The 26,566-nt window shown below is 66.9% G+C and carries 26 protein-coding genes; 16 read left to right on the top strand and 10 right to left on the bottom strand.

Annotated features, from left to right (window positions below; all coding sequences use genetic code 11):
* The 4 genes from RMP08_RS11540 to RMP08_RS11525 all read left to right on the top strand — a co-directional run.
* Window positions 1–691 (top strand): CpaE family protein (locus RMP08_RS11540; protein WP_409049794.1); only part of this gene is annotated, 691 nt, incomplete at its 5' end.
* 62 nt (window positions 692–753) lie between these two features.
* Complete coding sequence (locus tag RMP08_RS11535; RefSeq protein WP_310469147.1) at window positions 754–1,725, top strand: type II secretion system F family protein; 972 nt, start codon at window positions 754–756, stop codon at window positions 1,723–1,725.
* A gap of 18 nt (window positions 1,726–1,743) precedes the next feature.
* On the top strand, window positions 1,744–2,733 hold the full coding sequence (locus RMP08_RS11530) for a type II secretion system F family protein (protein WP_310469146.1): 990 nt from the start codon (window positions 1,744–1,746) through the stop codon (window positions 2,731–2,733).
* Window positions 2,734–2,842: 109 nt separating this feature from the next.
* Window positions 2,843–3,193, top strand: coding sequence for a hypothetical protein (locus tag RMP08_RS11525; RefSeq protein WP_310469145.1), 351 nt, complete (start codon window positions 2,843–2,845; stop codon window positions 3,191–3,193).
* On the opposite strand, the gene glyS is transcribed toward RMP08_RS11525, so the two are convergent.
* Window positions 3,190–5,466 carry a glycine--tRNA ligase subunit beta gene (glyS, locus tag RMP08_RS11520; RefSeq protein WP_409049796.1) on the bottom strand — a complete coding sequence of 759 codons (2,277 nt, stop codon included), beginning with the start codon at window positions 5,464–5,466 and terminating at the stop codon, window positions 3,190–3,192. The two genes, RMP08_RS11525 and glyS, sit on opposite strands and share 4 nt — an antisense overlap.
* Before the next feature lie 50 nt (window positions 5,467–5,516).
* Complete coding sequence (locus RMP08_RS11515) at window positions 5,517–6,377, bottom strand: glycine--tRNA ligase subunit alpha (protein WP_310469143.1); 861 nt, start codon at window positions 6,375–6,377, stop codon at window positions 5,517–5,519.
* 142 nt (window positions 6,378–6,519) lie between these two features.
* Between RMP08_RS11515 and RMP08_RS11510 the strand changes: the two genes are divergently transcribed.
* The 7 genes from RMP08_RS11510 to pth all read left to right on the top strand — a co-directional run bounded on the left by RMP08_RS11510 (window position 6,520) and on the right by pth (window position 12,747).
* A complete protein-coding gene (locus tag RMP08_RS11510) occupies window positions 6,520–7,419 on the top strand; it encodes a TraB/GumN family protein (RefSeq protein WP_310469142.1) in 900 nt (299 codons plus the stop codon).
* A gap of 129 nt (window positions 7,420–7,548) precedes the next feature.
* Window positions 7,549–7,767 carry a helix-turn-helix transcriptional regulator gene (locus RMP08_RS11505; protein ID WP_310469141.1) on the top strand — a complete coding sequence of 73 codons (219 nt, stop codon included), beginning with the start codon at window positions 7,549–7,551 and terminating at the stop codon, window positions 7,765–7,767.
* The gene (locus RMP08_RS11500) at window positions 7,754–8,182 is read left to right on the top strand and encodes a hypothetical protein (RefSeq protein WP_310469140.1); all 429 of its coding nucleotides are present in this window, start codon (window positions 7,754–7,756) and stop codon (window positions 8,180–8,182) included. Before RMP08_RS11505 ends, RMP08_RS11500 begins: the two co-directional genes overlap by 14 nt.
* A 101-nt stretch (window positions 8,183–8,283) precedes the next feature.
* Complete coding sequence (locus RMP08_RS11495) at window positions 8,284–10,146, top strand: S8 family serine peptidase (protein ID WP_310469139.1); 1,863 nt, start codon at window positions 8,284–8,286, stop codon at window positions 10,144–10,146.
* 278 nt (window positions 10,147–10,424) lie between these two features.
* The gene (locus RMP08_RS11490; protein WP_310469138.1) at window positions 10,425–11,246 is read left to right on the top strand and encodes a TraB/GumN family protein; all 822 of its coding nucleotides are present in this window, start codon (window positions 10,425–10,427) and stop codon (window positions 11,244–11,246) included.
* Between the two features lie 126 nt (window positions 11,247–11,372).
* Window positions 11,373–12,053 carry a 50S ribosomal protein L25/general stress protein Ctc gene (locus tag RMP08_RS11485; protein WP_310469137.1) on the top strand — a complete coding sequence of 227 codons (681 nt, stop codon included), beginning with the start codon at window positions 11,373–11,375 and terminating at the stop codon, window positions 12,051–12,053.
* A gap of 121 nt (window positions 12,054–12,174) precedes the next feature.
* Window positions 12,175–12,747: an aminoacyl-tRNA hydrolase gene (gene pth, locus RMP08_RS11480; RefSeq protein WP_310469136.1), complete on the top strand. Its 573-nt coding sequence runs from the start codon at window positions 12,175–12,177 to the stop codon at window positions 12,745–12,747.
* On the opposite strand, the gene RMP08_RS11475 is transcribed toward pth, so the two are convergent.
* On the bottom strand, window positions 12,744–13,319 hold the full coding sequence (locus RMP08_RS11475) for a hypothetical protein (RefSeq protein WP_310469135.1): 576 nt from the start codon (window positions 13,317–13,319) through the stop codon (window positions 12,744–12,746). The genes pth and RMP08_RS11475 overlap by 4 nt on opposite strands.
* Before the next feature lie 128 nt (window positions 13,320–13,447).
* On the opposite strand from RMP08_RS11475, the gene RMP08_RS11470 reads away from it, so the two are divergent.
* On the top strand, window positions 13,448–13,951 hold the full coding sequence (locus tag RMP08_RS11470; protein ID WP_310469134.1) for a TetR/AcrR family transcriptional regulator: 504 nt from the start codon (window positions 13,448–13,450) through the stop codon (window positions 13,949–13,951).
* On the opposite strand, the gene RMP08_RS11465 is transcribed toward RMP08_RS11470, so the two are convergent.
* The gene (locus RMP08_RS11465; RefSeq protein WP_310469133.1) at window positions 13,948–15,708 is read right to left on the bottom strand and encodes a TIR domain-containing protein; all 1,761 of its coding nucleotides are present in this window, start codon (window positions 15,706–15,708) and stop codon (window positions 13,948–13,950) included. The two genes, RMP08_RS11470 and RMP08_RS11465, sit on opposite strands and share 4 nt — an antisense overlap.
* Before the next feature lie 45 nt (window positions 15,709–15,753).
* Here RMP08_RS11465 and RMP08_RS11460 point away from each other — a divergent pair, with 45 nt between their 5' ends.
* On the top strand, window positions 15,754–16,350 hold the full coding sequence (locus RMP08_RS11460) for a TIGR02466 family protein (RefSeq protein ID WP_310469132.1): 597 nt from the start codon (window positions 15,754–15,756) through the stop codon (window positions 16,348–16,350).
* A gap of 116 nt (window positions 16,351–16,466) precedes the next feature.
* The gene (ychF, locus tag RMP08_RS11455) at window positions 16,467–17,567 is read left to right on the top strand and encodes a redox-regulated ATPase YchF (protein WP_310469131.1); all 1,101 of its coding nucleotides are present in this window, start codon (window positions 16,467–16,469) and stop codon (window positions 17,565–17,567) included.
* On the opposite strand, the gene RMP08_RS11450 is transcribed toward ychF, so the two are convergent.
* The 3 genes from RMP08_RS11450 to RMP08_RS11440 all read right to left on the bottom strand — a co-directional run bounded on the left by RMP08_RS11450 (window position 17,528) and on the right by RMP08_RS11440 (window position 22,476).
* Window positions 17,528–18,184: a phosphatase PAP2 family protein gene (locus RMP08_RS11450; RefSeq protein ID WP_310469130.1), complete on the bottom strand. Its 657-nt coding sequence runs from the start codon at window positions 18,182–18,184 to the stop codon at window positions 17,528–17,530. The genes ychF and RMP08_RS11450 overlap by 40 nt on opposite strands.
* Before the next feature lie 45 nt (window positions 18,185–18,229).
* The gene (locus RMP08_RS11445) at window positions 18,230–20,824 is read right to left on the bottom strand and encodes a TonB-dependent receptor (RefSeq protein WP_310469129.1); all 2,595 of its coding nucleotides are present in this window, start codon (window positions 20,822–20,824) and stop codon (window positions 18,230–18,232) included.
* An 83-nt stretch (window positions 20,825–20,907) separates the two neighbouring features.
* Window positions 20,908–22,476 carry a sulfotransferase gene (locus tag RMP08_RS11440; protein ID WP_409049795.1) on the bottom strand — a complete coding sequence of 523 codons (1,569 nt, stop codon included), beginning with the start codon at window positions 22,474–22,476 and terminating at the stop codon, window positions 20,908–20,910.
* A gap of 106 nt (window positions 22,477–22,582) precedes the next feature.
* Between RMP08_RS11440 and RMP08_RS11435 the strand changes: the two genes are divergently transcribed.
* Window positions 22,583–23,026, top strand: coding sequence for a MaoC family dehydratase (locus RMP08_RS11435; protein WP_310469127.1), 444 nt, complete (start codon window positions 22,583–22,585; stop codon window positions 23,024–23,026).
* 107 nt (window positions 23,027–23,133) lie between these two features.
* Here the strand turns inward: RMP08_RS11435 and RMP08_RS11430 are convergent, their stop codons facing one another.
* The 3 genes from RMP08_RS11430 to petA are packed head-to-tail and all read right to left on the bottom strand — an operon-like array spanning window position 23,134 to window position 25,972.
* Window positions 23,134–24,057, bottom strand: a complete 924-nt coding sequence (locus tag RMP08_RS11430) for a cytochrome c1 (RefSeq protein ID WP_310469126.1) — start codon at window positions 24,055–24,057, stop codon at window positions 23,134–23,136.
* A 9-nt stretch (window positions 24,058–24,066) separates the two neighbouring features.
* Complete coding sequence (locus RMP08_RS11425) at window positions 24,067–25,386, bottom strand: cytochrome b/b6 (RefSeq protein ID WP_310469125.1); 1,320 nt, start codon at window positions 25,384–25,386, stop codon at window positions 24,067–24,069.
* Window positions 25,387–25,402: 16 nt separating this feature from the next.
* The gene (gene petA, locus RMP08_RS11420; protein WP_310469124.1) at window positions 25,403–25,972 is read right to left on the bottom strand and encodes a ubiquinol-cytochrome c reductase iron-sulfur subunit; all 570 of its coding nucleotides are present in this window, start codon (window positions 25,970–25,972) and stop codon (window positions 25,403–25,405) included.
* A gap of 145 nt (window positions 25,973–26,117) precedes the next feature.
* Here petA and RMP08_RS11415 point away from each other — a divergent pair.
* On the top strand, window positions 26,118–26,566 hold a 449-nt coding region (locus RMP08_RS11415), incomplete at its 3' end, for a TrmH family RNA methyltransferase (protein ID WP_310469123.1).

Below are 26,566 nucleotides of genomic sequence, written 5' to 3'. Positions count from 1 at the left end.
CGCCCTGTCGCTCGATCTGGAGCCGGGCCGCGGCCTGACCGACGCGATCGAGAACCCGAGCCGCATCGACCCGCTGTTCATCGAACGCGCGATGGTGCGCGCCAACGAGCGCCTTTCGGTGCTCTCGGCGGAAGCTCCCATTCACCAGCCGCTGGTCACCGACGGCACCGCTTTCTTCCAGCTTCAGGAAGAAATGCGCAACGCCTTCGAATCGACCGTGCTCGACCTGCCGCGCCACATGCTGATCCAGTATCCGCACATGGTCCATGATGCGCATGTCGCCGTGGTCGTCGCCGAGCTCACGCTGGCGGCTACCCGCGACACCATCCGCATCCTCGCCTGGCTCAAGTCCAACGCCCCGCAGACCAAGGTTATCGTGGTCGCCAACGGGGTGCCCTCGGGCGGCGCGCTGGAGATCAGCCGCAAGGACTTCGAGCAGTCGATCGAACGCTCCGTCGACCTTGTTTTCCCCTACGACAGCAAGCTTGCCGCTCAGGCGGCCAAGCTCGGCAAGCCGATGGCGGAAGTCGCCTCGGGCAAGATGGCGGCGCCGTTCAACGCGCTGTCGGGGATGGTCCTCAACCACGCGAGTGAAGAAGGGGTCACGGTCGATGGCCAGGCCCCTGGCGCGCGTTCGCTGATGAGCAATTTGAAGACGATGCTGGCCAAGCCGAAGGCGAAAGCTGCCTGACGTTTTCGCACCGGGCGGCTTCGGCCGCGCGGCCCTGCGCTGATTAGGAATTGGACGCCCGAATGCTGATGATGATCATCCTCGCAGTTGGTATCGGCGGCACGCTGCTGATGGTGCTCAACGCCATCAACGGACCGTCGGCGTCCAAGGCCGCCAGGCGCCGCATGGAAATGCTCAAGGAGCGCCACGCCGAAGGCAACCTGGCGGTCACGGCCCAGGCCCAGATCCGCAAGCTGATGGCGGCGCGCAACACCCGCCTCGAAGGCTTCGCCTCGTCGATCATCCCCAAGCCGGCGTTGCTGCGCCGCCGCCTGGAGATGACCGGCCGCGACATCAGCCTGGCCAAATATTCGACCATCTCGCTCGGCCTCGGCGTCACCGTCGCGACGCTGTTGATGATGCGCGGCCTGCCGCCCATGCTCGGCGTGCTGGCCGGCCTGTTCTTCGGCCTCGGCCTGCCCCATTTCATCATCGGCAAGATGATCAAGCGGCGCATTGCCAAGTTCACCTCCAACTTCCCCGATGCCATCGAGCTGATGGTGCGCGGGCTGCGCTCGGGCCTGCCGATCACCGAAACGCTCGGCATCGTCGCCAGCGAGATCCAGGGTCCGGTCGGGATCGAGTTCCGCACCGTCTCGGACAAGATGAAGATCGGCCGCACGATGGAAGTCGCGCTGCAGGAAACCGCGGACCGCCTCGGCACCCCCGAGTTCCAGTTCTTCGTGATCACTTTGGCGATCCAGCGTGAGACGGGCGGCAATTTGGCCGAGACTCTGTCGAACCTCGCCGACGTGCTGCGCAAGCGCGCCCAGATGAAGTTGAAGATCCGCGCGATGAGCTCGGAATCCAAGGCCTCGGCCTACATCGTCGGCTCGCTGCCGTTCATCGTGTTCGGCCTCGTGTGGATGATGAACCCCGATTACATGGGCGGCTTCTTCACCGACCAGCGCCTGATCGTCGCCGGCCTCGGCGGCATGATGTGGATGGCGATCGGCGTGTTCATCATGGCCAAAATGGTCAACTTCGAGATCTAGAGGGACGGAAAGATCATCATGCAGCCTGCCGGCCCCACCCTTCTTGGCTTCGATGTCATCTGGATCGCGACCCTGCTCGCCGCGGTCGCGACGCTCGCGGTGCTGACGGCGATCTACGCCGCGACCACCGCGCGCGACCCCATGATCCGCCGCGTCAAGGCGCTCAACGAGCGCCGCGAGCAGTTGAAGGCGGGCATCGTCGCCTCGACCAACAAGCGGCGCAAGCTGACCAACCGCAACCAGGCCGCGGACCGCGTCCGCTCGATCCTCGGCAGCTTCAAGATGCTGCAGGACGACCAGATCAAGAAGACCCAGCTGCGCCTGATGCAGGCCGGCATCCGCACCAAGGATCTCGCCTTCTTCATCATCTTCGCGCGCTTCGTGCTGCCGGTCGTGCTCGGCGTCACCGCGGTGGTGGTCATCTACTTCCTCGACTATTTCCCGGAATGGTCGTGGCTGCGCAAATATATGACCGTCGCGGGCGTGCTGGTCGGCAGCTACAAGGCGCCCGACATCTGGCTCAAGAACCGCGTCAACAAGCGCAGCTCCGCGGTGCGCAAGGGCCTGCCCGACGCGCTCGACCTTTTGGTCATCTGCGCCGAGGCCGGCCTTACCGTCGACGCCGCGTTCAACCGCGTCGCCAAGGAACTCGGCAAGGCCTATCCCGAACTCGGCGACGAATTCGGCCTCACGGCGATCGAGCTGGGCTTCCTCAACGAGCGCCGCCAGGCGTTCGAGAACTTCGCCATGCGCGTCGATCTGGAAGCGGTGCGCGGGGTCGTCACGACCATGATCCAGACCGAGAAATACGGTACTCCGCTGGCCTCCGCGTTGCGCGTGCTGTCGGCCGAGTTCCGCAACGACCGCATGATGCGCGCCGAGGAAAAGGCCGCGCGCCTGCCCGCGATCATGACCGTGCCGCTGATCCTGTTCATCCTGCCGACCCTGTTCATCGTCATTCTGGGTCCGGCCGCCTGCTCGATCAGCGACAGCTTCCTCAACGGCTAATTCGGGAGGGGGCGGCCAGCGCGGCTGCCCCCATTCCCGGCCCCGGCGGAACGCTTGCGCTTGGCGCGCGTAACCCCCCTGACGCCAACGCAATCAGGGGAGCGCAGCGATGTTCATGGATCCCAATCAGGCGGTGATTTACGCGCTGATTTTCATTCTCGGGCTGTTGATCGGCGGCTTCCTGTTCTCCGGCGGCGGCCGCAAGTGGAAGCATCGCTACCGCGCCGAAGTCGATCGTCGCGAAGAGCTCGAAAGAACCCATCGCGACCGCGAAGCCGAATATGCCACGCGAGAAAAGGAATGGCGCGAGCAGGATTCGCTGCGCGCCGCCGCGATCAAGTCGCCGCGCGACCCCGCCGCCGCAACCAGCGTCGAAGAGGAGCGCCGCCTCGCCGAGGACCGCCGCGTCGAGGAAGACCGCCGCCGCGCCGCCCGCCGCGAGGACGACCGCCCGCTCTAGCCCTCGATTTTCGAGAAATCCGCGACGCTGTGCACCGCGTCGCGGAAGCGTGCGAGCAGGTTGAGGCGCCGCGCGCGAACGGCGGCGTCATCGGCATTGACCTTGACCTGGTCGAAGAACGCATCGATCGGCGCGCGCAGCGAGGCCAGCGCCGCCATCGCCTCGCCAAACCGCTCGTCGGCCACCGCGGCTTTGGCGGTCGGCTCAGCGGCTGCGAGCGCTGTGTCGAGCGCCGCCTCGGCCGGCTCAACGTCTGCCGTGCTGCCAAGCACTGCCTCCCACTTTTGCTTTTTCAGGATATTTGCGGCCCGCTTGTATCCCGCGACTAAGTCCGCACCCTCACCCGTCTCGACAAACGCTTGCAGCGCCGTGACCCGAGCCAATAGCCGCACCAGATCGTCCTCGCCGCCGAGCGCGAACACCGCGTCGATCAGATCGTGCCGAACCCCCGCTTCCCGCTGCTGGACTTTGAGACGGTCGACTAGGAACGGAATAATCTCATCTGTTGCGGCCGCAACGCGCGCCATCATGACATCCATCAGTTCCTGCTGCTGCGCGAACGACTCACCCAGCGGCACCATTGGTGTGTCCGCGTGGAAAAGCCACGCGCGCCCGTCGACATCCTTCACCCTGTAGTTTGCTTCTTCGGCGTACAAATCCCAAAAATCGGCAGTGTCACTATTCGACCATGAGCGGTTCAAGGTGTCCGATAGCTGGTCCTCGGCTTCCTTTAGCAATCGGTCGGCCCGTGTTCGCACGTCATTCGAAATAATGAGCTGAAGGACAGCAAGAGCTGCGCGGCGCACTGCATACGGATCTTTGCTCCCCGTAGGAGCCAAGCCGACGGCGAAAAATGCGAAGAGCGTGTCCAGCTTATCCGCCAGACTCACCGCCACCGTCACCGGCGCCGTCGGCACTTCATCGCCTTGCCCGACCGGCTTGTATTGATCGCGCACCGCGCCGGCGACCTCGCTTGGCTCGCCCTGTGCCGCCGCGAGGTAGCCGCCGATGACGCCCTGCAGCTCGGGAAATTCACCCACCATGCCGGTGACGAGGTCGGCCTTGGCCAGCCGCGCCGCGCGCTCGGCCTGGTCGGCCAACTTCCCCCTCTCCCCTTCAGGGGAGAGGGCCGGGGAGAGGGGGAGTGAAGAAGGCGACGCCCCCTCTCCTTCCGCCGCTCCGCGGCTCCCTCCTCTCCCCTGAAGGGGAGAGGAAGCCACGATGCCTTCCTCGACCAGCCAGCGCGCCAGCTTGGCGACGCGCTCAACCTTGTCGGCGACGGTGCCGAGCTTTTCGTGGAATACGATCCCGCCGAGTTTCGCCGCCTGCTCTTCGAGCGGCACCTTGACGTCCTGCTCCCAGAAGAAGCGCGCATCGCTCAACCGTGCCGCAAGCACGCGCTTGTTGCCCTCGACGATCGCCTCGCCGCCGTCATGCGCGTCGAGATTCGCCACGCACACGAACGCCGGGGCCAGCGCCCCCTCCCCGCCGCTCACCGCGAAATATTTCTGGTTGGTGCGCATGGTCAGCACGATCACTTCGCGCGGGACGTCGAGGAAATCGGGGTCGAACCGGCCGAGCAGCGGCACCGGCCATTCGGTCAGCCCGGCATTCTCGACCACCAGCCCCTCGTCGGCGACCAGCGCCAGACCCGCGTCCGCCGCCGCCGTGGCCGCCCCGTCGCGGATCAGCGCCTCGCGCTCCTCATGGTCGACGATGACGTGGCACGCGCGCAATTTTTCCGCATAATCATGCGCGCCGCCGAGCGTGATCGGCCCCGGGTGGTGGAAGCGGTGCCCGACGGTGGTCGCCCCCGCCGCAATCCCGTCGACCGCGACCGGTACGATCGTTTCGCCGAGCAGCGCCACGATCCCGTGCAGCGGCCGCACCCAGCGCAAATCGCCGTCGCCCCAGCGCATCGACTTGGGCCAGGCGAACCCGCGCACGATGCGCTCGACCGCGCCCGCGAGCAGCTCGGTGGTCGGCCGCCCCGCGGTCTCCGCCGTCGCAAACCACACCCCGTCGCGCTCCTCGAGCTGGTCTTGCTTGAGGCCGGTCTTGCGCAAGAACCCTTCGAGTGCCTGCGCCGGCGCCGAGGTCCGCGGCCCCTTCACTTCCTCGCGGCTGGCCGGCGTCTCGAGCGGCAACCCTCGCGCCACCAGCGCCAATCGCCGCGGCGTCGACCACACATCGATGGCCTCGGCCGCAATTCCCCCCGCGGCCAGTTCCTCCGCCAGCATCCGCCCCAGCGCATTGCGCGCCGCCGCCTGCATCCGCGCCGGAATCTCCTCGCTGCGCAGCTCGAGCAGGAAGTCGGCAGTGCTCACGCCGCTTGCCCCTTGGCTTCAAGCCACGCCGCGCAGGCCGCCTTCGCCAAATCCCGCACCCGGCCGATGTAAGCCTGGCGCTCGGCGACCGAAATCACCCCGCGCGCCTGCAGCGTGTTGAACACATGGCTGGCCTTGATCGCCTGCTCATAGGCCGGGATCGGCAATTTCGCGGAAAGGCAATTCTCGCACTCCGCCGCGGCCTTCTTGAACAGGTCGAACAAAGCCTCGGTGCCGGCCACCTCAAAATTCCACGCCGACATCTGTTTTTCATTGTCGAGGAAGACATCGCCGTAGGTCACGCCCTCGTCGTTAAACGCGAGGTCGAACACATTGTCCTTGCCCTGGATATACATCGCCAGCCGCTCGAGCCCGTAGGTCAGCTCGCCCGCGACCGGCCGGCATTCGAACCCGCCGACCTGCTGGAAATAGGTGAACTGGGTCACCTCCATCCCATCGCACCACACTTCCCAGCCGAGCCCCCACGCGCCCAAAGTCGGGCTTTCCCAATCGTCCTCGACGAAGCGGACGTCGTGTTTCAGCGGGTCGATGCCGATCGCCGCCAGGCTGCCGAGGTAGAGTTCCTGCAAGTCGGGTGGGCTCGGCTTCAAGATCACCTGATACTGGTAATAATGGCCGAGCCGGTTGGGGTTTTCGCCATAGCGGCCGTCGGTCGGGCGGCGGCACGGCTGAACATAGGCCGCTTTCCACGGGTCGGGGCCAAGCGCGCGCAACACGGTCGCCGGGTGAAACGTCCCCGCCCCCATCTCGAGGTCGTAGGGCTGGAGCAGCACGCAGCCGCGCTCGCTCCAGTAGCGGTGCAGGGTGAGGATGAGGTCCTGGAAGCTCAGCGCCACGAACGGCTTTCCTGCGAAAAAGTGCGGTGACGCACAGGGGCTGGAGCCGGGCTTTGGCCGATGCGCGCGGTGCGGGCAAGTGGACGCGCGGGGGGCGGCTGCCTACATCTGCTGTTAAGGCGCCGCCGTCACAAGGAATCCCATGATCAAACATATCGTTCGCCGCGGCCTCGCCGCGCTCGGGCTGGCCGCACTGGCGTCCTGCGCCACCGTCCCCACGACCGAGGCCAGCGGGGTCAAGCCGGCGCTGTGGAAGGTCGCCGACGCCGACACCACCATCTATCTGTTCGGCACCATCCATCTGCTCCCGCGCGACACCTCGTGGCGCACCCCGCAGTTCGATCAGGCGCTGGCCGGCTCGCAGACGCTGGTGGTCGAAACCATCGTCGACCAGGCCAATCCGGCGGAGCTCGCCAACACCATGCGCCAGCTCGGCGTGACGCGCACCGCGCCGCCGATCGCCGATCGCGTGCCGGCCGAAAAGCGTGCCTTGCTCGAGGCCACGATCAAGAAAACCGGAATCCCGCGCCAATTCTTCGACCAGCTCGAGACCTGGGCCGCCGCGTTCACTTTGCTCGGGGTGCAGTTCAAGGCGATCGGGGTCGGCGCCGACCTCGGGGTCGAGACTGTGCTGCGCCGCGACTTCGCCGCCGCCGGCAAGCCGGTCGGCCAGCTCGAGACCAACGCCGAGCAGCTGAGCTTCTTCGACACGCTCCCCGAAACCGCCCAGCGCGCGCTGCTCGAAGGCGCGATCGAGGCGCCTGAGACGCTGCGCGCGAGCTTCGACGGGATGCTCGCGGCATGGCAGCGCGGCGACGTCGAGGCGATCGCGCGCACGTTCAACGCCGACCTCGCCGAATCGCCCGAGCTCAAGGACGCCCTGCTCGCCCGCCGCAACGTCAATTGGGCCAAATGGATCGAGCGCCGCCTGGCCCAGCCCGGAACCGTCATGGTGGCGGTCGGCGCGGGGCATCTGGCCGGCGAAGAATCGGTCCAGCGGCGCCTTGAAGGCAGCGGCTACAAGGTCACCCGCCTCCAGTAAAACGTACGGTCTACCTGACGCTTTGTCAGGATGACTTGACATCACCGCGACTCGGGCTATAGTCAGGATAACTTGACATTGGGTCAGGTTGAACTGACAAGGACCGGAGCGGTGACACTTGGGGACGACATGCATAATCGGTTGAGGGTGTTGCGCGCCGAACGCGGCTGGAGCCAGGCGGAGCTTGGCGGCCACCTCGGCGTCTCGCGCCAGGCGGTCAACGCCATTGAGACCGGCAAGCACGACCCCTCGCTGCCGCTGGCATTCAAGCTGGCCCGGCTGTTCGACCTGCCGATCGAGACCATTTTCAACGACGATGCGACGGGAGGCGACAATGGAGCGCAGTGAAGGCGAACGGCTGCACGCGGAACGGCGCAAACGGTTCTGGAGCCTGCTCGGCATCCTCGCGCTGATCGGCGCGGTGTCGGGCTTCATCGGCGGCTTCATGATCGGCCACGAGGAGGCCAGCGGAACTTCGCTGTCGCCGTCGCTGATGACCGCCGCCGCCGCCGGCGTCGTGCTCGTCGCGATCCTCGTCGCTTATTTCAGCTGGCGCTTTTTCGTCACCGTCGACGAGGTCGAGTTGGCCGACAATCTGTGGGGGTCGCTGATCGGCTTCTACGTCTACGCCATCCTGTTCCCGGCGTGGTACGCGATGTTCAAATTGGGCAAGGCGCCCGAGCCCGACGACTGGCTGATCTTCGGCGCCGCGATGATCACCGCGACGGTCGCCTACGGAGTCCGCAAGTGGCGCTCGCGATGACCGAACCGCTAGGCTAAACCATTCTCAAACAACGGAAGTTTTACCGGGCCAGCCGGCCCGGACCGACCACTCATGCCAAAATTCGCAAGGGAGACACCGACATGACTCGCAAGACATTCTATTTGCTGACCGCCGCCACCTTGTTCGCCGCGGCCCCCGCTTTGGCGCAGACCAAGAAGGTCATCGCCAGCGCCTCCGATCTGCCGACGGTGGTGATCGCGCTGCCGGCCAAGCCGAGCGAGCTGGCGATCAACGGCGGCCCCGGCTTCGATCGCGTCCAGGACGAGGTCGAGAAATACGCCCAGAGCGTGGTCGACGGCTACGAAGTGCGCGATGTCGCCACCCAGAAGGAGCTCGCCGCGCTGCTGATGCAGGCGGCGATGGCGGAAAATCGCTGGGACGACGCGCTGGCGCTGTCGGCGCAAATCCGCGGCCTCGAGGACAAGCCCGCCGCCAAGGCCACCGCGGGCCTGCTGACCGGCTCCTACATCCGCGCCGCCAAGGCGGTGGGCGAGGACAGCCCGCAGTTCGCCGACCGTTTCGAGGCCGAGTTCCGCGCCGCGGTCCAGGCGCTCGACTGGGCGGTGGTCCAGGATTCGCTGCAGGCGATGCGCGCGCAATATCAGGTGATCAGCCGCGACTTGCTGGTCGGCAGCCTGCAGGGCGCGTTCGACGCCAATGCCGCGGCGCAGGGCAATAAGGTCGGGGTCGGGATCGCCGCCGGGGTGGTCGGCGCGCGCCGCACACTGACCGAGGTGCTCCCGCTCAAGGACCGCATCTTCAAGGTGCTCGACGCGCGCGTGAAGAGCGAGTCGGTGGAGAAGGTCGACCGCTGGTCGCCGCGCCTCGCCACGCTGGCCCCGGCGCAGGTCAAGCAGCCGGTGACCGTCGCGGTGTGGGACAGCGGGTTCGACCCCGCGGTGTTCCCCGGCCAGTTGTGGGTCAACGCCAAGGAGCAGGCCAACGGCCGCGACGACGACAACAACGGCTTCGTCGACGACATCAACGGCATCGCCTTCGATCCCGATTGGAAGCCGTCGACCGGCATGCTGCGGCCGATGCCCGCCGGCGACCTCGCCGACATCGCGGGCAAGCTCAAGCTGACCAAGGGCGCGCTCGACCTGCAGGCCGCGGTCGACTCGCCCGAGGCCGCCGCGCTGCGCCAGACGATGTCCTCCTTGAAGCCCGACCAGGTCACCGAGTTCGGCCTGCTGATGGGCCGCATGGGAATGTACCTCCACGGCACCACCACCGGCTACACCTCGGCGGTCGGCAACCCCGGTGCGCGCGTCCTCAACGCCCGCTTCGACGCCCGCGTCCAGCAGGTGCCCGAGCCGATCACCGAGGCGGTCGGCCAGGCGATGGCCGCCTACGCCGCGCAGACCGTCGATTACTTCAAGGCGGCGGGCGTGCGCGTGGTCAACATGAGCTGGCGCATCACCGAGCCGCAGATCGAGGCGACCTTGGCCACGGTCGAGACCGACCCGGCCAAGCGCAAGGCCCGCGCCAAGGTCATTTTCGAGACCGTCAACGGCGCGCTCGAGAAGGCCTTCCGCGGTGCGCCCGAAATCCTGTTCGTGGCCGGCGCCGGCAATGAGGATGAGGACGTCGACTTCGTGCGCAGCTTCCCGGCCGGGATCAACCTCGCCAACGTCGTCACCGTCGGCGCGGTCGACGTCGCGCTCCAGCCGGCCGGTTTCACCAGCTACGGCAAGTCGATCGACCTCTACGCCAACGGCTTCGAGGTCCCGGCCAAGGTCCCGGGCGGCATGGCGATCAACATCTCGGGCACCTCGCTCGCCGCGCCGCAGGTCACCAACCTCGCCGCCAAGATGCTCGCGGTGAACCCCAAACTGACTGTCGCCCAGCTGCGCTCGATCATCGAGGAAACCGCCACCGCCGAAGGTCCCAAGGGCCTCAAAGTGATCAACCCCGCCGCGGCGCTGGTGCGCGCCGCCAAGTAAAGCGGGTGTTGAGGGGGGCGGTTGCCGGCGCGGCCGCCCCCCAATGCTGTGTCTTAACTGCAACGACAGAAATTCACTTAAGCCACTTTGGACTAGACTTTTGTTAACCGCTCGGGGAGCATCCTTGGCACGAGGGTATCGGGCTGGGGGGCCATGATGCACCGGACGGGGAGCGCCTGCCTGGCAGGCCGGTCAATACCGCCGGCCCGCCGCGTTCGCAGCGCGCGTTTCTCCCGCCCCGGACATCACCTCCCCCCGCCTGGCCGCAGGATGGGGACATGTCGATGATCCAGTTCCTGATCGGTGCCGCGCTGGCCGCCGCCACGCCGCAGTCAACGGCGCCGCCGCCGCCCGCCGCCTTGCCCGACGCCCAGCCCGCGATGTGGGTGGTCAACGACGAAGACACCATCATCTATCTGTTCGGCACCTTCCACGCGCTCGACGAAAAATCCGAGTGGTTCAACGACGAGGTCAAGACCGCCTTCACCCAGTCGCAGCAACTGGTGCTCGAGGCGCTGGTCCCGGCCGCGCCGGCAGCCCCGGTCAAGGGGCCGCTGGCGCTGCGCGGCCGCACACCCGGAACGCTGCCCGCGGTCGCCGGCTCGCCGACCTTCCTCACCACCACCAAGCAGGTGATGGCCGCCGGGCGCAGCCAGGGGATGCGCAGCGACAGCGGCGCCGACGCCGTGCTGCGCCGCGCCGCCGAGGCCGCGGGCAAGCCGGTCGGCGCGCTCGAGACCCCCGAGTTCCAGCTCGGCATGATGCGTCGCATGCCGAGCGCGGCGCGGCCCGACACGCCGGTCCAGGCCGCCGTCGAGCTGCGCCAGATGGGCACTGTCTTGGCCTTCCTCCAGGCGGCGTGGAAGCGCGGCGACGTCGACAGCTTCAACGTCCTGCTCGAGGACATGCGCCTGAAGTCGCCGGTCAGCTACAAATTGCTGTTCCGCGACCGCAACGAGCGCTGGGCGGGGTGGGTGGCCGACCGCCTGACCCAGCCCGGCACGGTGTTCGTCGCGGTCGGCGCCGGCCATCTGAGCGGCCCCGACAGCCTCCAGCACAAGCTCGCCGACCGCAACATCCGCTCGGCGCGGCTGAATTAGCCCCTTCCCGCTTCCGCCCGCACCCCCCAATCTTGCATTCCGCCGCCCTCTCCTCTAGGGCGCGCGCTTCCCGGCCATGGTCATCCCTGGAGGCGTGGCGGGACAACCAACTGAAGGAATGCGACAATGAGCGAACAGCTGACGCTGCCCGCCGAAACGCGCGACCGGGCTGGCAAGGGAGCCTCCCGTGCACTGCGCCGCGATGGCCGGGTACCCGCCGTGATCTACGGCGACAAGAAACAACCGTTGAGCGTCCACGTCGAGGAAAAGCTCCTCGCCCGGATGCTGTCGAGCGGGCACTTCATGAACACCATCGTGATGGTCGAGGTCGGCGGCAAGCCGCATCGCACCTTGCCCAAGGACGTTCAGTTCCACCCGGTCTCGAGCCGCCCCGCGCATGTCGATTTCCTGCGCATCGGCGAGCACAGCCAGGTCACCGTCAACGTTCCGGTGCGTTTCGACGATGACGAGGCTTCGCCCGGCATCAAGCGCGGCGGCGTGCTCAATGTCGTCCGTCACGAGCTCGAGCTGACCTGCGACGCGTCCGAGATCCCGGACGAGATCCACATCAGCCTGGCCGGCCTCGACATCGGCGATTCGATTCACATTTCGGCGGTCACTTTGCCCAAGGGCGCCAAGTCGACCATCGAGGACCGCGACTTCACCGTCGCCACCATCGTCGCCCCGTCGGTGATGAAGGACGAGGACGAGGAAGCCGCCGCCGCGGCCGCCGAGGGCGAAGAAGCCGAAGGCGAAGACGGCGAAACCGAAGCCGGCGATGTCGGCGAGGGCGACAAGGGCGAGTAATCGTCTCCCCTCCCGCCTGCGGGAGGGGTTGGGGGAGGGCCTGTTGAAGTCCGATCGGCAGCGACAGGCCCTCCCCTCCGCCGCTGCGCGGCTCCACCCCTCCCGCGAGCGGGAGGGGTAGGTGCAAATCTGGGCCGGCCTCGGCAATCCCGGCGCGTCCTATGCGCTGCACCGCCACAATGTCGGCTTCATGGCCGCCGACATCATCGCCGCGGTGCATGGCTTCGGGCCGTGGTCGAAGAAGTTTCGCAGCCTGGTGTCGGAAGGCCGCATCGGCCGCCACCGCGTCCTGCTATTGAAGCCGCAAACCTACATGAACGACAGCGGCGACGCGGTGCAGCAGGCGCTGCATTTCTATAAGCTCGAGCTCGACGCGCTGACCGCGTTCCACGACGAACTCGACCTCGCGCCGATGAAGTTGAAGGTGAAGACCGGCGGCGGCACCGCGGGACATAACGGCCTGCGCGCGATCGACGCCAGCCTCGGCCCTGATTTCCGCCGCGTCCGGATCGGCATCGGCCACCCCGGCGACAAGGCGCGGGTGACCAAATATGTCCTCGGCAATTACGCCAAGTCGGAAATGGAAGCGCTCAGCGACCTCCTCGCCGCGATCGCCAGCGAAGCCGAATGGCTCGCCGACGGCGACGACGCGCGCTTCATGAGCGAAGTCGCGCTGCGCCTGCAGGTCGACTAACTGCCGCGACGCGTCATCAGGATCGATTCACTCCCCGGGAACGTCGCCACCCAGCCGCTGTCGGTCTTGCGCATCATCGAGGTCTCGATGCGGTCCTTGCCGACCGGCTTGAAGCGCTGCTGGAACACGAATTCCGCGCCGCCCGGCCCGACGATCTTGCCGTCGGGTCCGCGCACGCCCGCGGCATAGGATGCGACGACGTCGCGCACCGCGCTGCGATTCTTATGGTCGAGCCACACCCGCCCCCGCTCCTGCACCTTGGCGCTCACCGGATCGAGGTTGATCAGCATGTCGAAATCGCCGCGTCGCGGGTTCCACACCAGTATGCCCTCGTAATGCGGGACCGGCTTGCCCGCGACCAGCATGTCGGTCTCGAGCCGGATCGAGGTGCCGCCGACGCCCCATGTCGCGCGATGCACCGCCGCCGGCGGCGCGCCCTCCTCATGGATATCCCACTCGCCGATCAGGAACGCGTACGGCGCGAATTCTTTCACTTTGGCCTCGGCGTGGTTGGCGGCGGCGGGCGCGGCGGCCAATCCCGCGGCGGCCAGCGCCAAAACGACTTTCAGCATTGCACGATCTCCAGCAATCGGACGGCGATGGTCGCGGATTGCCGCCACCGAAGATGCTACGAACCACGCGTGTCTGTGCGTTTCCGGACAGATTGCCACTTTTCGTGCGATTTGCTAACGAGGCGAGCATGCCCGACCGCCGCCCGCGCAAGACCGACGAGGCGATCCGCGCCGCCTTCCTGCGGCTGCTGTTCTCGGTGCGCTACGACACCATCGGCATGAGCCGGATCGCCGCCGAGGCCGACATCTCGCGCTCGACGCTGTACCAGCATTATGCGACGCGCGAGCACGTCCTGCAGGCGACCATGCGCCATATCATCGATGCCCTCGCCGACGCGCTGACGGGGATTTCGGACGCCCAGGGGATCGCGCCGACGCTGACCCATTTCTGGGACAATCGGCGGCTCAGCCGGGCGGTGTTCGGCCCGCCGGTCGATGCCCACGTGCGCCGCTGGCTGAGCGAGTCGATAGAGCAGCGGTTGGTGAGCGCCGGCCGCAGCATGACCGCCGCCAGGATCGCCGCGATCCCCGCGGCGGCGGGCGCCATCGCTTTGCTCGAGCAATGGATGAGTGGCCACCTCGACGCGCCGCGCGCTCAAATCGCCGCCGCCCTGGTCGGCCGCGCCGGTTAGCCTGCGCCCCCCTCGCCCCCCAGCCTGGCGGCCGCTTGCTCCATCATCGCTTTGAAGCGCGGCTGATCCCGAATTGGGTCGAGATCAGGGTCGGCCTCGACCGCCTTGTAGGCCGAGGCGGTGAAGCGCGGGAACAGCGGTTCGAGCAAATCCAGCGCCGCCTCGGCGTCCGCGAACTGCAACGCCATGACGCACGCGAAATTATAGCGCATCCACATATTGTCGGGGCTGATCAGCAACGCCCGCTCGATCCATTCGCCGGCACGCTCGCGCAATTGGAGCGCGGCGAGGCCGGTTACGCCGGTGGCGAGCGCCGAGCCGTTGGTGGGATCGTGGGCCAGCGCACGCTCGGCCGCGGCGAGCGCCATTTGCGCCGCGTGCATCTCGGCCGGCTGATTGCCCAGCGCCCGATACACCGAGCACAGCATGCTCCACGAATGATAGTCCGAATCGTCGACCGAGACCGCCTTCTCGTAATGCCGGGCGGCGTCGGCAAAGCGGCGCTGGAAATAGAAAATCCGCGCCCTCTCGCGGTTCACTTCCCACGAGTCAGGATCGATCCGCAGCGCCTGCGCGAACCCCTCGTCCGCTTCGTTGTAGCGACCCTGCTCGTAAAAATGCCGCGCGCGCACGCAATAGGCCTCGGCGATGTCGGGGTCGATTGCCAGCGCGCGGTCGGCGGCGGCGGTGCCGTCGTCATCCCCTGCAGCGAAGGTGAAATGCATGATGCATTGAACCAGCGCCATCAGCCCCCACGCCGAGGCATAGTCCGGATCGAGTTCGACCGCGCGCCGGCAGATGCGGATCACCAGTTCGAGCTGCGCGGTGTTGCCCCAATTCCCGGTGATCCAGTATTTTCGCGCCAGCAGGTAATAATTATAGGCCTCGGGACAGGCCGTGCCGCGCTGCTCGATCGCTTTCTTTTCCGCGGGCAGCAATTTGACCTTGAGCGCGGCGACGATCGCCTGCGAGATCTCGTCCTGGATCGCGAAAATGTCGGTCAGCTCGCGGTCGTAGCGCTCGGCCCAGACATGGTCGCCCGCCGCGCCGTCGATCAACTGGGCGGTGATCCGCACCCGCCCGCCGGCCTTGCGCACGCTGCCTTCGAGGACATGGCTGACGTTGAGCTTGCGCGCCAGCGTCGGGACGTCGATCGCGCAGCCCTTGCACGCGAACGCGGTGTTGCGCGCCAGCACCGACAACGCCGACACCTTGGACAAATCGGTCAGGATGTCCTCGCTGATCCCGTCGCTGAAATATTCCTGTTCGGGATCGCCGCTCATGTTGGTGAATGGCAGTACGCACACCGACACTTTCGTGCGTGGCGCGGGCTGAGCCGCCTCGGCCGCCTCGGCGTCGGGCGTCCGCTGGCCCGCCAGCGCGGCGACGCTGGCCGCGACCTTGCGCCAGCCCGACGAGTCGGGCTCGCCGCCCCAGCCGCACAAATCGGCGCACTGGATCTGGTTGAACGGCAGCGGCGGCACGGTCCCGTCGAGGGTCGCCTGGACCAATGTCCCCGCGCCGCGCGCGGCATCGGCCTCCGAGCGCACCCATTGCGACTTGGCGGCGTCGGCCGACCACAAAACGACCACCACCTTGGCCGCTTTCAGCCGTTCCTCGATGACGTCGCCATAGGCGCGGTGGGCGGGCAGCTCGTCGTCGCGCCACACCTCATATCCGTGCGCCTTGAGCGCATCGGCGATCACCCGCGCCTGCGGCTCGGTCGATCGCGCATAGGAGATGAAGATGTCTGACACGTCGACCGCCTTCCCGATTGGATATCAGGGAAGTAACGACGAGTCATGGTCCGCACCTTGTTCGCCACCCGCCTCTACGAAGCCGAGCTCGCCGATCCGGCGCTGATCGCCGCGCTGGCGCATTCGATCCGCACCCTCGCCGCCGACGACAAGGCCGGCGCGCGGTGGAGCCGCGAGCATGGCTACCGCGGCTACACCAGCTACGCCTCGCTCAACGACCTGACGCAGCGCGACCCCGCGTTCGCCGACCTGGCGCGGCTCCTCACCCGCCACGCCGCCGCGTTCGCAGGCGACTGCGCGTTCGACCTCGTGCGCAAGCCGAAGCTCGACAGCCTGTGGGTCAATCTGTTGAAAAGCGGTGGGCAACACAGCGGCCATATCCACCCGCACAGCATCATCTCGGGCACCTTCTACGTCGAGGCGCCGCCGGGTTCGGGCGCTATCCGCTTCGAGGACCCGCGCTTGCCGCAGATGATGGCCGCTCCCCGCCGCCGCGCCGATGCGCCGGAGGAACTGCAGGCCTTCGTCAGCGTGACGCCGCGTCCGGGCCTGCTCCTGCTGTGGGAGAGCTGGCTGCGCCACGAGGTGACGGCCGGCACGGCCAAGGCCGAGCGGCTCAGCATCAGCTTCAACTTCGCTTAGGCGAGGCGCTGCTCCGCCGCATCCTGCCTTCCCGGTGGCAATCGCGACCAAGATTGCCTAGGGGCGCGTAACGCGGCCTGAGCGCCGCATCCATCCACCAGCGAGTGATCACCAGCATGGGCTTCCGTTGCGGCATCGTCGGCCTGCCGAACGTCGGTAAATCGACCCTCTTCAACGCCCTCACCGAGACCGCGGCGGCGCAGGCGGCGAACTATCCGTTTTGCACGATCGAGCCCAATGTCGGCCGCGTCGCGGTGCCCGACGAGCGGCTCGACAAGATCCGCGCGATCGCCGGCTCGAAAGTCGAGATCGAGACCCAAATCGAGTTCGTCGACATCGCCGGGCTGGTGCGCGGCGCCAGCCAGGGCGAGGGGCTCGGCAACCAGTTCCTCGCCAACATCCGCGAGGTCGACGCGATCGTCCACGTCCTGCGCTGCTTCGAGGGCGGCGATGTCACCCATGTCGAAGGCCGCGTCGATCCGATCGCCGACGCCGAGACGGTCGAGACCGAATTGATGCTGGCCGATCTCGACAGCCTCGAGCGCCGCGTCCCCAACCTCGTCAAGAAAGCGCAGCAGGGCGACAAGGAGGCGAAAATCGAGGCGTCGGTGCTGGGCCAGGCGCTCGAGCAGCTGCGCGCGTCCAAGCCTGCGCGGCTGACCAAACCCAAGGATATCGAGGAGGAGCGCGCCCTCGCCCGCGCCCAATTGCTCACCGCCAAGCCGGTGCTCTACGTGTGCAACGTCGATGAAAGCGACGCGGCCGACGGCAATGCGCTGTCCGCCCGGGTGTTCGAGCGCGCCAAGGCCGAAGGCGCCAAGGCGGTGGTGGTGTCGGCCGCGATCGAGGCCGAGATCGCCACCCTCGATCCCGCCGATCGCGCCGGCTTCCTCGCCGATCTCGGCCTGACTGAAACCGGCCTGACCCGCGTCATCCGCGCCGGCTACGAATTATTGGGCCTGCTGACCTTTTTCACCGCGGGCCCCAAGGAGGCGCGCGCATGGACCGTCGAGCGCGGCGCCAAGGCGCCCCAGGCGGCCGGGGTCATCCACACCGACTTCGAGCGCGGCTTCATCCGCGCCGAGACCATCGCGTTTAACGATTTCATCGCCTGCAACGGCGAGGCCGGCGCGCGCGACGCGGGCAAATTACGCTCCGAGGGCAAGGAGTATGAAGTTCAGGACGGCGACGTACTGCTGTTCCGCTTCAACGTCTGAGTCGCCAGCCCCGGCCGCCATTTGTCCGCCGCCGCCAGCACCGCCAGCAGCCACAGCGCGCCGAACGACCAGCCGGCGACGACATCGCTCGGCCAGTGGACGCCGAGCATCGGGCGGCTGAGCCCGATCAGGAAGGTCAGCGCCAGCGCCGCGCCGACCGCCCATTGGCGGTGCCGCGGATCGTCAACCGCGAGCAGCGCCAGGCCCAAATAAACGATCATCGAATTGGCCGAATGCCCGCTCGGGAACGACTGGTAGTGAACTTCGACCATGCGCAGATGCTCGTCGGGCCGGAGCCGCGCGAAATAGGCTTTTTCGAGGATCACCATCGCGCGCCCGGTGAAGCTGGCGATGATCAGCAGCAGCGCCGCGCCGCGCTTGCCGCGGTAGAGCAGCCACGCGGCGCCGGCGAGCGTCACCGCGACCACCGTCGGCCAGGTGCCGAGATAGGACACGCCGATCGCCCCCAGCGCCAGCCAAGGTTCGTCGCCGGCGTACAGCGCGAGCAACACGCCGCGGTCGACCGGCCCGGCGCCGGTCACCAGCATCGCCAGCCAAACGGCGGCGAGGATCGCAATGACGGCGCCAAGCCGCGCCGGGGACAATTTTCTAATCATCCCCGGCGTGACGCTTGGGCGCGCGATTTGCTCCGCTCGCGAACCCTAGAACTTGGTCCCGAAGCGAATCCCGATGGTGCGCGGTCGCCCCGGCACGATCTTGGTGTCGGTGCAGATGCTGCACACCACGAAGCGCGACAATTGGTTGCGCTCGTCGAACACGTTGACCGCGAACAATTCGACGCTGTGGTCATTCCAGTCGAAGCCGGCGAACAAATCGACCAGCGTCGAGCCGCGGATCTTGCCGAGGAAATCGTTGGGATTGATGGTGACTTCGTCATCGCCGATATTCCGGCGGATGTCGGCGGCAGCCGATGTCTGGTGGCTGACGCCGGCCTGGACGTGCGCCTTGCCGATGCTGACCGGCCACGAATAGCGCGCCGTCGCCGCCATCTTGAACTTCGGCGTGACCGGCAGACGCGTGCCCTTCGGCGTGACGATGAAGTCTTGCGTTCCGGCATCGGGATCGGTCGGCGTCGGAGCTGGATAGAAGGTATCGCAATTGGCCGCTTCATCGATGGCGATGTTGCAGATGTTCTGTTTGGTCTGGGCGTCGGTGTAGGCCGCCGCCGCGTTGAGGGTGAGCCCGCCGCGGACGTAGCTGACGTCGGTCTCGACGCCGTTGATGCGCGCGTCGCGGCCATTCTGGATGACCGTCAGGCTGCTTTCCCCGAGGAAGGAGAATTGGAATTTCTTCCACACCTGGTGATAGACCGCGCCGTTCCACCGCACCGGCCCCCAGTTGGTTTTCCAGCCCAGCTCGTAATTGGTCAGGAAGTCGGGGTCGTAGCCGGACAGCGCGGCGCGCCGGTTGATGCCGCCGGGCCGGAAACCGCGCGACCAGGTGGCGTAGAACATCATGTCGTCGTTGGGCTTGTACTGTGCGTTGACGCGATGGGTGAAACCGTTGTCCTTGCTGCGCTTGGGCCGCACCTTGCCGTCGCGGAACACGCCGACGTTGGTGCAGGGAATTCCGTCGATGCTGCCCGGCGCGAATCCGCCAGTGCCGCCAAAGCGCAGCAACTCGCCGTCCGCCATGAAGCATTCGGCAACGCCGGTGCGGCTGCTGCCGACCGCGTTGTAGGGCGGGCCGTCGAGGTTGCGGCCGTAGCCGGCAAACCCGAACAAGGTGTTGTCGAACTTGTACAGCCGCCCGCCCGCGGTCAGCGTGATCTGCGGGGTGATGTCGAAGCTCGCCTCGCCGAACAAAGCATAGTCCTTGTCGACGCGTTCCTGGCGGGTCAGCCAGATCGAGCCCGGTCGTCCGTTGACCGACAGGAAGTCGGCGAGGTTGTCGACCCGATAATCCTGGAAGATGTCGTTGGCCTGGCGCTGGTAGAAGGCGCCCGCGATGACCCGGAACGGCTTGTCCGCGGGTGACGCGATGCGCAGCTCCTGGCTCAGTTTCTTGAAGTGGTTGCCGCCGTTAATGTACTGGGTCGGGTCGATCAAATTACCGGCATTGTCGTAGAAATACAGATAGTTGGCGAGGCCCCCGGAGCCCTCGTACAAATCGTCGTAGGCAACCGTATATTCGGTATAGTCGCTGACCCCGGAGTTGGGCCGGTTCATGTAGGCGCCGGCATAAGTGATGTCGAAATTCGCGATCTTGCCTTCGATGGTCAGCGCGACCTGGGTGAATTTATCCTTGGTGAATTCCTTGCGGAAGCGCTGCGTCTCGAGGTCGCCGAGCCCCGCTTCCTTGTAGAACACGCCGTTCGAGCGGCTGTTCTGGTGCATGATCTGCGGCGTGACGGTCCAGTTCTCGTTGAGGTCGATCTTGAGCGCGGCGCGGCCGCCATAGGTGCGAAGATCGTTGAAATTGTTCTCGACGACATTGCTGTTTTCAACGGTAAAGCCGTTGCGCTCGCAGCCGATGATTTCGTCTTCGTCGTCGCGGATCGGGTCGCCGCAATAGGTCCGCGTACCGAACACATTGTCGATGTAGCCCGCGTCGCGCTGGTAGAAGGCGCTCGCGCGGAACGCGATATTGTCGCCGATCGGCAAGTTGATCATGCCCTCGAGCGCGCCGCCCATGCCGCCGTGCGCAACCTTGTTGAGCTCGCCGTCGATGCGCCCGCTGGTGACGTTCAATTCGGGCTTGTTGGTGATGATGCGGATGGTGCCGGCCTGGCTCGATGCGCCGTACAAAGTGCCCTGCGGCCCGGCCAGGCTCTCGATCCGCGCGATGTCGTAGATGTGGACGTCGAGGGTGCCGCCGATGGTCGTGATCGGCTGCTCGTCGAGGTATGAGCCGACCGACGGGAACGAGCCCGAGTGGTTGCCGTCGCCGCCGGTGGCGACGCCGCGCATGTAGACCACGGTCGAGCCCGGCTGCGAGGTCTGGAAGCTGACCGACGGCAGCTGCTTGGTATAATCCTCGAAGTTCGAGATGTTGAGCTGGTCGAGCCGCCGGGTGCCGATCGCCTGGACCGAAATCGGCACGTCCTGGAGGTTTTCCTCGCGCTTGGTCGCGGTGATCACGATCTCGGTGGTGTCCTCGACCTGGCCGTCCTGCGCGACCTGCTCGGTCGGGGTCGGCGCGGTGTCGTTGACCCCGCTCTGGGCGAATGCCGGCGAGGCCATTGCGCTCGACGCGAGCAGGGCAAAGGCAGCGCGGTGCAGCTTGGTGTTGGTCATCGATTCCCCCCGGAGCGTATGGCGTCACCATTCCGTCAAACTCGTGACGGAAAGTCAACGAGGAAGCCCGAGATAGCGTCAGTTTACTGTGGATTAGGCGAAGAGCGTTGCGCCGGCGCCTCGGGATAGGCGTCGAGCACGATCCCCAGCGCGTCCTTGAGCGGCCCGAGATGCGGGTCGTATGGCCGCCATTCCTCGGTCGCATCGCGGTAAATCGGGCGACGGACCTGCTCCGAGCTCGGGGTGCGCACCGCGCGCTCGGTCTTGTGGAACTCGAGGCAAGCGGGTTCGAACTCCAGCCCGCAATAATCGAGCAAAGCGCGCACTTCGGCCTCGGTGTCGTCGACCATGCGCTCGTAGATCACGCGGTGGACCTTGCCCGGGAGCACCGCGTCGACATGCGCCATCAGCCGCACATAGTCGGCGTAATACTGCCCGACGTCGGCGAGGTCGTAGGCGAAATCCTGCCCGCGCGCGAAATGCTGGCGGAAGTTGGAGAAGCAGCACGACAGCGGATGGCGCCGCGCATCGATGATCTTGGCGTTGGGCAGGATCAGGTGGATGAGCGGAACGAACAGCCAGTTGTTGGGCAATTTGTCGATGAACAACGGGCGCGCGGTGCGCCGTTGAACCGACGTCCGCGCGAGATACTCGGCGCCAAGCTCGGCGCGCTGCTCCGCCGTCAGCTCGAGCACCGACTCCGGATAGCGGCCGTGCTTGCGCGCCAGCGCGGGGATGTCGGCGAGCTCCGACGTGCCCTCGATCAGGCTGTGCGACGACAGGATCTGCTCGATCAGGGTCGACCCCGCGCGCGGCATGCCGACGACGAAGATCGGGTCGGGCGCGGGGTCGCCGCCCCCTGCCCGTCCCGCCAGCGCTTCAGCGGTGAACGCGGCGATGCAGCGGTCGACGCGGCGGGTGAAGCGCGCCGCGTCGTGCGGGGCCTGGGTGCGGCGCAGCGCGTTGCCGGCGGCGTAATATTCGAACGCCTCGGCCCATTGCGCGCGGTCGTGCATCGCCTTGCCCAGCGCGAAATCGATATGGACCCGGTCGTCGTCGGTGAGATCGCCGCCGGCGAGCGCGGCCTGCATCGCGGCGATGTCGTCGTCGGCGAACGCGACCGTCTTCAGATTGGCCAGGCTGAACCAGGCTTCGCCGAGGCTCGGGCGGATGTCGATCGCGCGGCGGTAGGCGGCCACGCCGTCGTCGAGCCGCCCGATGGTCTTGAGCATGTGGCCGTAGCTGAGCCACACCCGCGCCTGCTTGGGCGAGCGTTCGAGCACCTGCTCGTAAAGCCCGATCGCGGCGCCGAAATCGCCCAATTTGCCGAGCGTCGCGGCCTTCAGATTGAAATGGCCGAGATTGTCGCCGTCTTCCTCGAACAGGCGGTCGAGCAATGGCAGCGCCTCGGCCGGGCGCCCCATCCGGCCGAGCACCAGCGCGAGATTGGCGCGCGCCGCGGTGAAGCTGGGCGCTATCTCGACCGCGCGGCGGAGCAAATTCTCCGCGTCGGCCCAGCGCCCGATGCGCGCGGCGAGCTCGGCGAGCATGCGGATCGCCTTGGCGTCGAACGGATCGTCCTTGAGGTGCGCCTTCAACAACCGCTCGGCGATGTCGAGGCGGTTGTCGGTGAGCGCCTCGGCGGCCTCGATCAGGCGCGGCTGGAACGGCAGGAACGGGATCGGCTGGGGCACGGGCGCGACCCTATGCCAGATCGCGGTAGTTGCAAGCGGGGCCGCCGCCGCGATAGGCGGGGCCATGATCTATTTCGAAGATTTGGAAATCGGCGCCGAGAGCGAGTTCGGCAGTTACGAGGTGACCCGCGAGGAAGTCCTCGAGTTCGCGCGCAAATACGACCCGCAGCCGTTTCACCTCGACGACGAGGCCGCGGCCAAGACCCATTTCGGGCGCATCGCGGCGAGCGGCTGGCATACCTGCGCGATGGTCATGGCCGTCATCGCCCGCAAGGTCGTTGCCGAGGAGCAGGCCGGGCTCGGCTCGCCCGGGGTCGATGAACTGCGCTGGCTGAAACCGGTCTATCCCGGCGACACCATTTGGGTGCGCTCGAAGCTGGTCGACAAGACCCCGTCGCGCTCCAAGCCCGAGCTCGGCTCGTTCCGCTCGCTGACCACGGTCACCAACCAGCACGGCGTCCCGGTGCTGACCTTCACCTCGATCGTGCTGATCCGGCGGCGGCCCTAACCTCCCCCCTTGGGGGAGGAGGCGCGCAGCGCCGGAGGGGGCGACGGGCGAGAAGTCCCCCCACCGTCGCCGCTTCGCGCCACCACCTCCCCCGCGGGGGGAGGATGTCAGCCCGCGGTCCCTGCCTTGGCCTTGGCGCGGCGGGTCTTGGCCTGGTTGACGGGATCGAGCACGCCGGTCGGGCGCACCACGCGCTTCGCCTCGCGCCAGATGTTCTGGTAGGCGAGATAGGCGAGGATCGTCGCCACCAGCAGGAAGATCACCACCGCGAGCCCGGCCGAATGGCGGTTCTCGAGCTTGGGCTCGGCGGTCCACACCAGGAACGCGGAGACGTCCTTGGCCATCTGCGGCACCGTCGCGCGGGTGCCGTCGGCGTAGCTGACCTGGCCCTCGCTGGTGATCGGCGGCGGCATGGCGATGTTCAAATTGGCGAAATAGGGGTTGTAATAAAGCCCCGGCCCGGTCTTCGCGGCAGGGAATTTCTTGACCACTTCGGCCGGCTGGCGCTGGTAGCCGGTGAGCAGCGAGTAAGTGTAGGCCGCGCCGCCGTGGCGCGCCTTGGTGATCAGCGACAGATCGGGCGGCAGCGCATTGTTGTTGGCCGCGCGCGCCGCGGTCTCGTTGGCGTATGGGCTGGGGAAGCGGTCGGACGGGATCGCCTTGCGCGACGCCACTTCACCGGTGTCGGGATTGATCGACGGCACCTCGAGCGGCCACTGGTTGGCGATCGCCTTGATCTCGGGCTCGTTGTAGCCGAGCGCTTCCAGGTCGCGGAAGGCGACCAGGCTGAGCCCGTGGCACGCCGCGCACACTTCCTTGTAGACCTGGAAGCCGCGTTGCAGCTGCTGGCGGTCGAACTTGCCGAACGGCCCGTCGCTGGCCAGCGCGAGATGCTTGGGATGCTTGTGGAACTCTTCCTCGGCGCTCGCCTCGGTCGGCGACGCGATGGTCTGGCTGATGCCGACGATCAGCGAGATGAGCAGGACACCGGCAAAGCCGAGGCCGACGAAAAAGGCGATGACGCGGACCATGTGTCCCCCTTATTCCGCGGCCGGCACGGCAGCGGTCGATCCCCGCCTGGGCGGCGCCCCGGCCGGCGCGGCTTCCTGCTTCTCGCCATGCAGCACCGATTCGGTGATCGATTTGGGCAGCGGCAGCGTCCGCTCGTATTTGGAGACGAGCGGCAGGATGATCAGGAAGTGCGCGAAATAATAGATCGTTGCGATCTGGCTGACCGCGACCACGAACGGCGTCGCGGTCGACCCGCCGGCCCAGCCGAGGACCAGGATGTCGACCACCAGGATCCAGAAGAAGCGCTTGAACACCGGCCGGTAATGGCCCGAGCGGACCGGCGACTTGTCGAGCCACGGCAGGAAGAACAGCAGCAGGATCGAGGCGAACATCGCCAGCACGCCCCACAATTTGGCGGCGAGAATGAACTCGACGGTGAACGCGCGGAGGATCGCGTAGAACGGCCAGAAATACCATTCGGGGACGATGTGCGCCGGCGTCGCCAGCGGGTTGGCCGGGATGTAATTGTCGGGGTGGCCGAGCGCGTTGGGCGCGAAGTACAGCACCAGCGCGTAGAGCAGCAGGAACACGCCGACCCCGAAGCCGTCCTTGGCGGTGTAGAACGGGTGGAACGGCAGCGTGTCGCGCTCGTCCTTGACGTCCACGCCAGTGGGGTTGCCCGAGCCCGGGATATGCAGCGCCCAGATGTGCAGGATAACCACCGCGGCGATCACGAACGGCAGCAAATAATGGAGCGAGAAAAAGCGCGTCAGCGCAGCCTGGTCGGGCGCATATCCGCCCAATAGCCAGACCCGCACCGGCTCGCCGACCAGCGGGAAGGCAGAGAAGAAGCCGGTGATGACCTGCGCGCCCCAGTAGGACATCTGGCCCCACGGCAGCACATAGCCCATGAACGCGGTCGCCATCATCAGCAGGTAAATGACCAGCCCGAGCATCCACACCAGTTCGCGCGGCGCCTTGTAGCTGCCGAAAAACAGCCCGCGGAAAATGTGGATGTAGGTGACGATGAAGAAGAAACTGGCGCCGTTGGCGTGCGCGTAGCGCATCAGCCACCCCGCGTTGACGTCGCGCATGATGTGCTCGATCGAGTTGAACGCGCCGTCGGCCGATGCGTAATAATGCATCGCGAGCACGATCCCGGTGACGATCTGGATGGTCAGGAAGAGCCCGGCGAGGACGCCGTAATTCCACCAGTAATTGAGGTTGCGCGGCACCGGATAGCCGCCGCCGACGGCGCCGTAGACCAGTCGCGGCAACGGCAGCCGCGCGTCGATCCAGCGCCCGAACTCGGTCGTCGGCTCATATGGCTTGGCCCAGGAAAAGCTCATTGGTCGGTGGTCCCCCTCACCCGATCTGCACCACGGTGTCGGACGTGAACGAATATTCCGGCACCACCAAATTGGTCGGCGCCGGGCCTTTGCGGATGCGCGCCGCGGTGTCGTAGTGCGAGCCGTGGCACGGGCAGAAATAGCCGCCGAACTCGCCGCGGTTCTCGCCCTCGCCGGTGCCGAGCGGGACGCAGCCGAGATGAGTGCATACGCCAAGCGTGATCAGCCAGTTGGTCTTGCCCGGCTTGGTCCGCTCGGCAAGGCTCTGGGGATCGCGCAGCGAGCCCGCATCGACGGCATTGGCGGCCTTGATCTCGGCCGGGGTCAGGTTGCGCACGAACACCGGCTGCTTGCGCCAGCTGGTCTTGATTGCCTGGCCCGGCGCGATCTTGGAGATGTCGACCTCGACCGAGGCCAGCGCCAGCACGTCGGCCGACGGGCTCATCTGGGTCAGCAGCGGCCCGACCACCGCGACCGCGCCGACTCCGGCGAAGCTGACCGCGGCGACATTGATGAAGTCGCGGCGGCGGACTCCGTCGTTCGCCTCTATTTGTCCTGTCTCAGCGGACGGTTCCAGCGTGGCCATGCTCACCCTTATGACGCGATAGATGCGGCAGTGCCGACGGGCACCGAGCAATACGCTCCCAGAAGCCCCCGGGAGCGATTGGCGGGCCTGATAGCCGCGCGGGTCGGGCTTTGCCAAGGGCCGATTGAGCCTTTAGGCGCGGGCCATGCGGATCGCGCTCTTCGAACCCGAGATCGCCGGCAATGTCGGCGCCGTCCTGCGCCTCGGCGCGTGCCTCGGTGTGGCGGTCGATGTGATCGAGCCGATGGGCTTCGCGTGGGACGACGCGCGCGTCCGCCGCACCGCGATGGACTATATCGACGAGGTCGAGGTCACCCGTCATTCCGGCTTCGCGGCGTTCCAGGCAAGCGCCGCTGGCGCGCGCCTGATCCTGCTCACCACCAAGGCCAGCCAATCGCTGTATGATTTCGAGTGGCGGAGCGGCGATATCCTGCTGCTCGGCAAGGAAAGCGGCGGCGTCCCGCCCGACGTCGCCGCCGCGTGCAACGAGCGGGTGCGCATCCCGATCCGCGCCGAAGTCCGCTCGTTCAACCTCGCCACCGCCGCCGCGATCGCCGCCGGCGAAGCGCTGCGGCAGAGCGGAGACTTGCCCGC

This window comes from Sphingomonas sp. (assembly GCF_031426035.1).
Taxonomy (GTDB): Bacteria; Pseudomonadota; Alphaproteobacteria; order Sphingomonadales; family Sphingomonadaceae; genus Sphingomicrobium.
The sequence above is the reverse complement of the archived record's forward strand: the minus strand, read 5'-3'. Positions and strand labels throughout refer to the sequence as shown.

Bases quoted from the DNA above. Each gene is read 5' to 3' on its own strand.
- RMP08_RS11435 (WP_310469127.1), top strand. From the start codon at position 22,583: ATGATCTATTTCGAAGATTTGGAAATCGGCGCCGAGAGCGAGTTCGGC.
- petA (WP_310469124.1), bottom strand. From the start codon at position 25,972: ATGGCCACGCTGGAACCGTCCGCTGAGACAGGACAAATAGAGGCGAAC.
- RMP08_RS11425 (WP_310469125.1), bottom strand. From the start codon at position 25,386: ATGAGCTTTTCCTGGGCCAAGCCATATGAGCCGACGACCGAGTTCGGG.
- RMP08_RS11430 (WP_310469126.1), bottom strand. From the start codon at position 24,057: ATGGTCCGCGTCATCGCCTTTTTCGTCGGCCTCGGCTTTGCCGGTGTC.
- RMP08_RS11450 (WP_310469130.1), bottom strand. From the start codon at position 18,184: ATGATTAGAAAATTGTCCCCGGCGCGGCTTGGCGCCGTCATTGCGATC.
- RMP08_RS11460 (WP_310469132.1), top strand. From the start codon at position 15,754: ATGGTCCGCACCTTGTTCGCCACCCGCCTCTACGAAGCCGAGCTCGCC.
- ychF (WP_310469131.1), top strand. From the start codon at position 16,467: ATGGGCTTCCGTTGCGGCATCGTCGGCCTGCCGAACGTCGGTAAATCG.
- RMP08_RS11445 (WP_310469129.1), bottom strand. From the start codon at position 20,824: ATGACCAACACCAAGCTGCACCGCGCTGCCTTTGCCCTGCTCGCGTCG.
- RMP08_RS11525 (WP_310469145.1), top strand. From the start codon at position 2,843: ATGTTCATGGATCCCAATCAGGCGGTGATTTACGCGCTGATTTTCATT.
- RMP08_RS11475 (WP_310469135.1), bottom strand. From the start codon at position 13,319: ATGCTGAAAGTCGTTTTGGCGCTGGCCGCCGCGGGATTGGCCGCCGCG.
- RMP08_RS11535 (WP_310469147.1), top strand. From the start codon at position 754: ATGCTGATGATGATCATCCTCGCAGTTGGTATCGGCGGCACGCTGCTG.
- glyS (WP_409049796.1), bottom strand. From the start codon at position 5,466: ATGCAGGCGGCGGCGCGCAATGCGCTGGGGCGGATGCTGGCGGAGGAA.
- RMP08_RS11500 (WP_310469140.1), top strand. From the start codon at position 7,754: ATGGAGCGCAGTGAAGGCGAACGGCTGCACGCGGAACGGCGCAAACGG.
- RMP08_RS11530 (WP_310469146.1), top strand. From the start codon at position 1,744: ATGCAGCCTGCCGGCCCCACCCTTCTTGGCTTCGATGTCATCTGGATC.
- RMP08_RS11490 (WP_310469138.1), top strand. From the start codon at position 10,425: ATGTCGATGATCCAGTTCCTGATCGGTGCCGCGCTGGCCGCCGCCACG.
- RMP08_RS11495 (WP_310469139.1), top strand. From the start codon at position 8,284: ATGACTCGCAAGACATTCTATTTGCTGACCGCCGCCACCTTGTTCGCC.
- RMP08_RS11505 (WP_310469141.1), top strand. From the start codon at position 7,549: ATGCATAATCGGTTGAGGGTGTTGCGCGCCGAACGCGGCTGGAGCCAG.
- RMP08_RS11510 (WP_310469142.1), top strand. From the start codon at position 6,520: ATGATCAAACATATCGTTCGCCGCGGCCTCGCCGCGCTCGGGCTGGCC.
- RMP08_RS11470 (WP_310469134.1), top strand. From the start codon at position 13,448: ATGCCCGACCGCCGCCCGCGCAAGACCGACGAGGCGATCCGCGCCGCC.
- RMP08_RS11485 (WP_310469137.1), top strand. From the start codon at position 11,373: ATGAGCGAACAGCTGACGCTGCCCGCCGAAACGCGCGACCGGGCTGGC.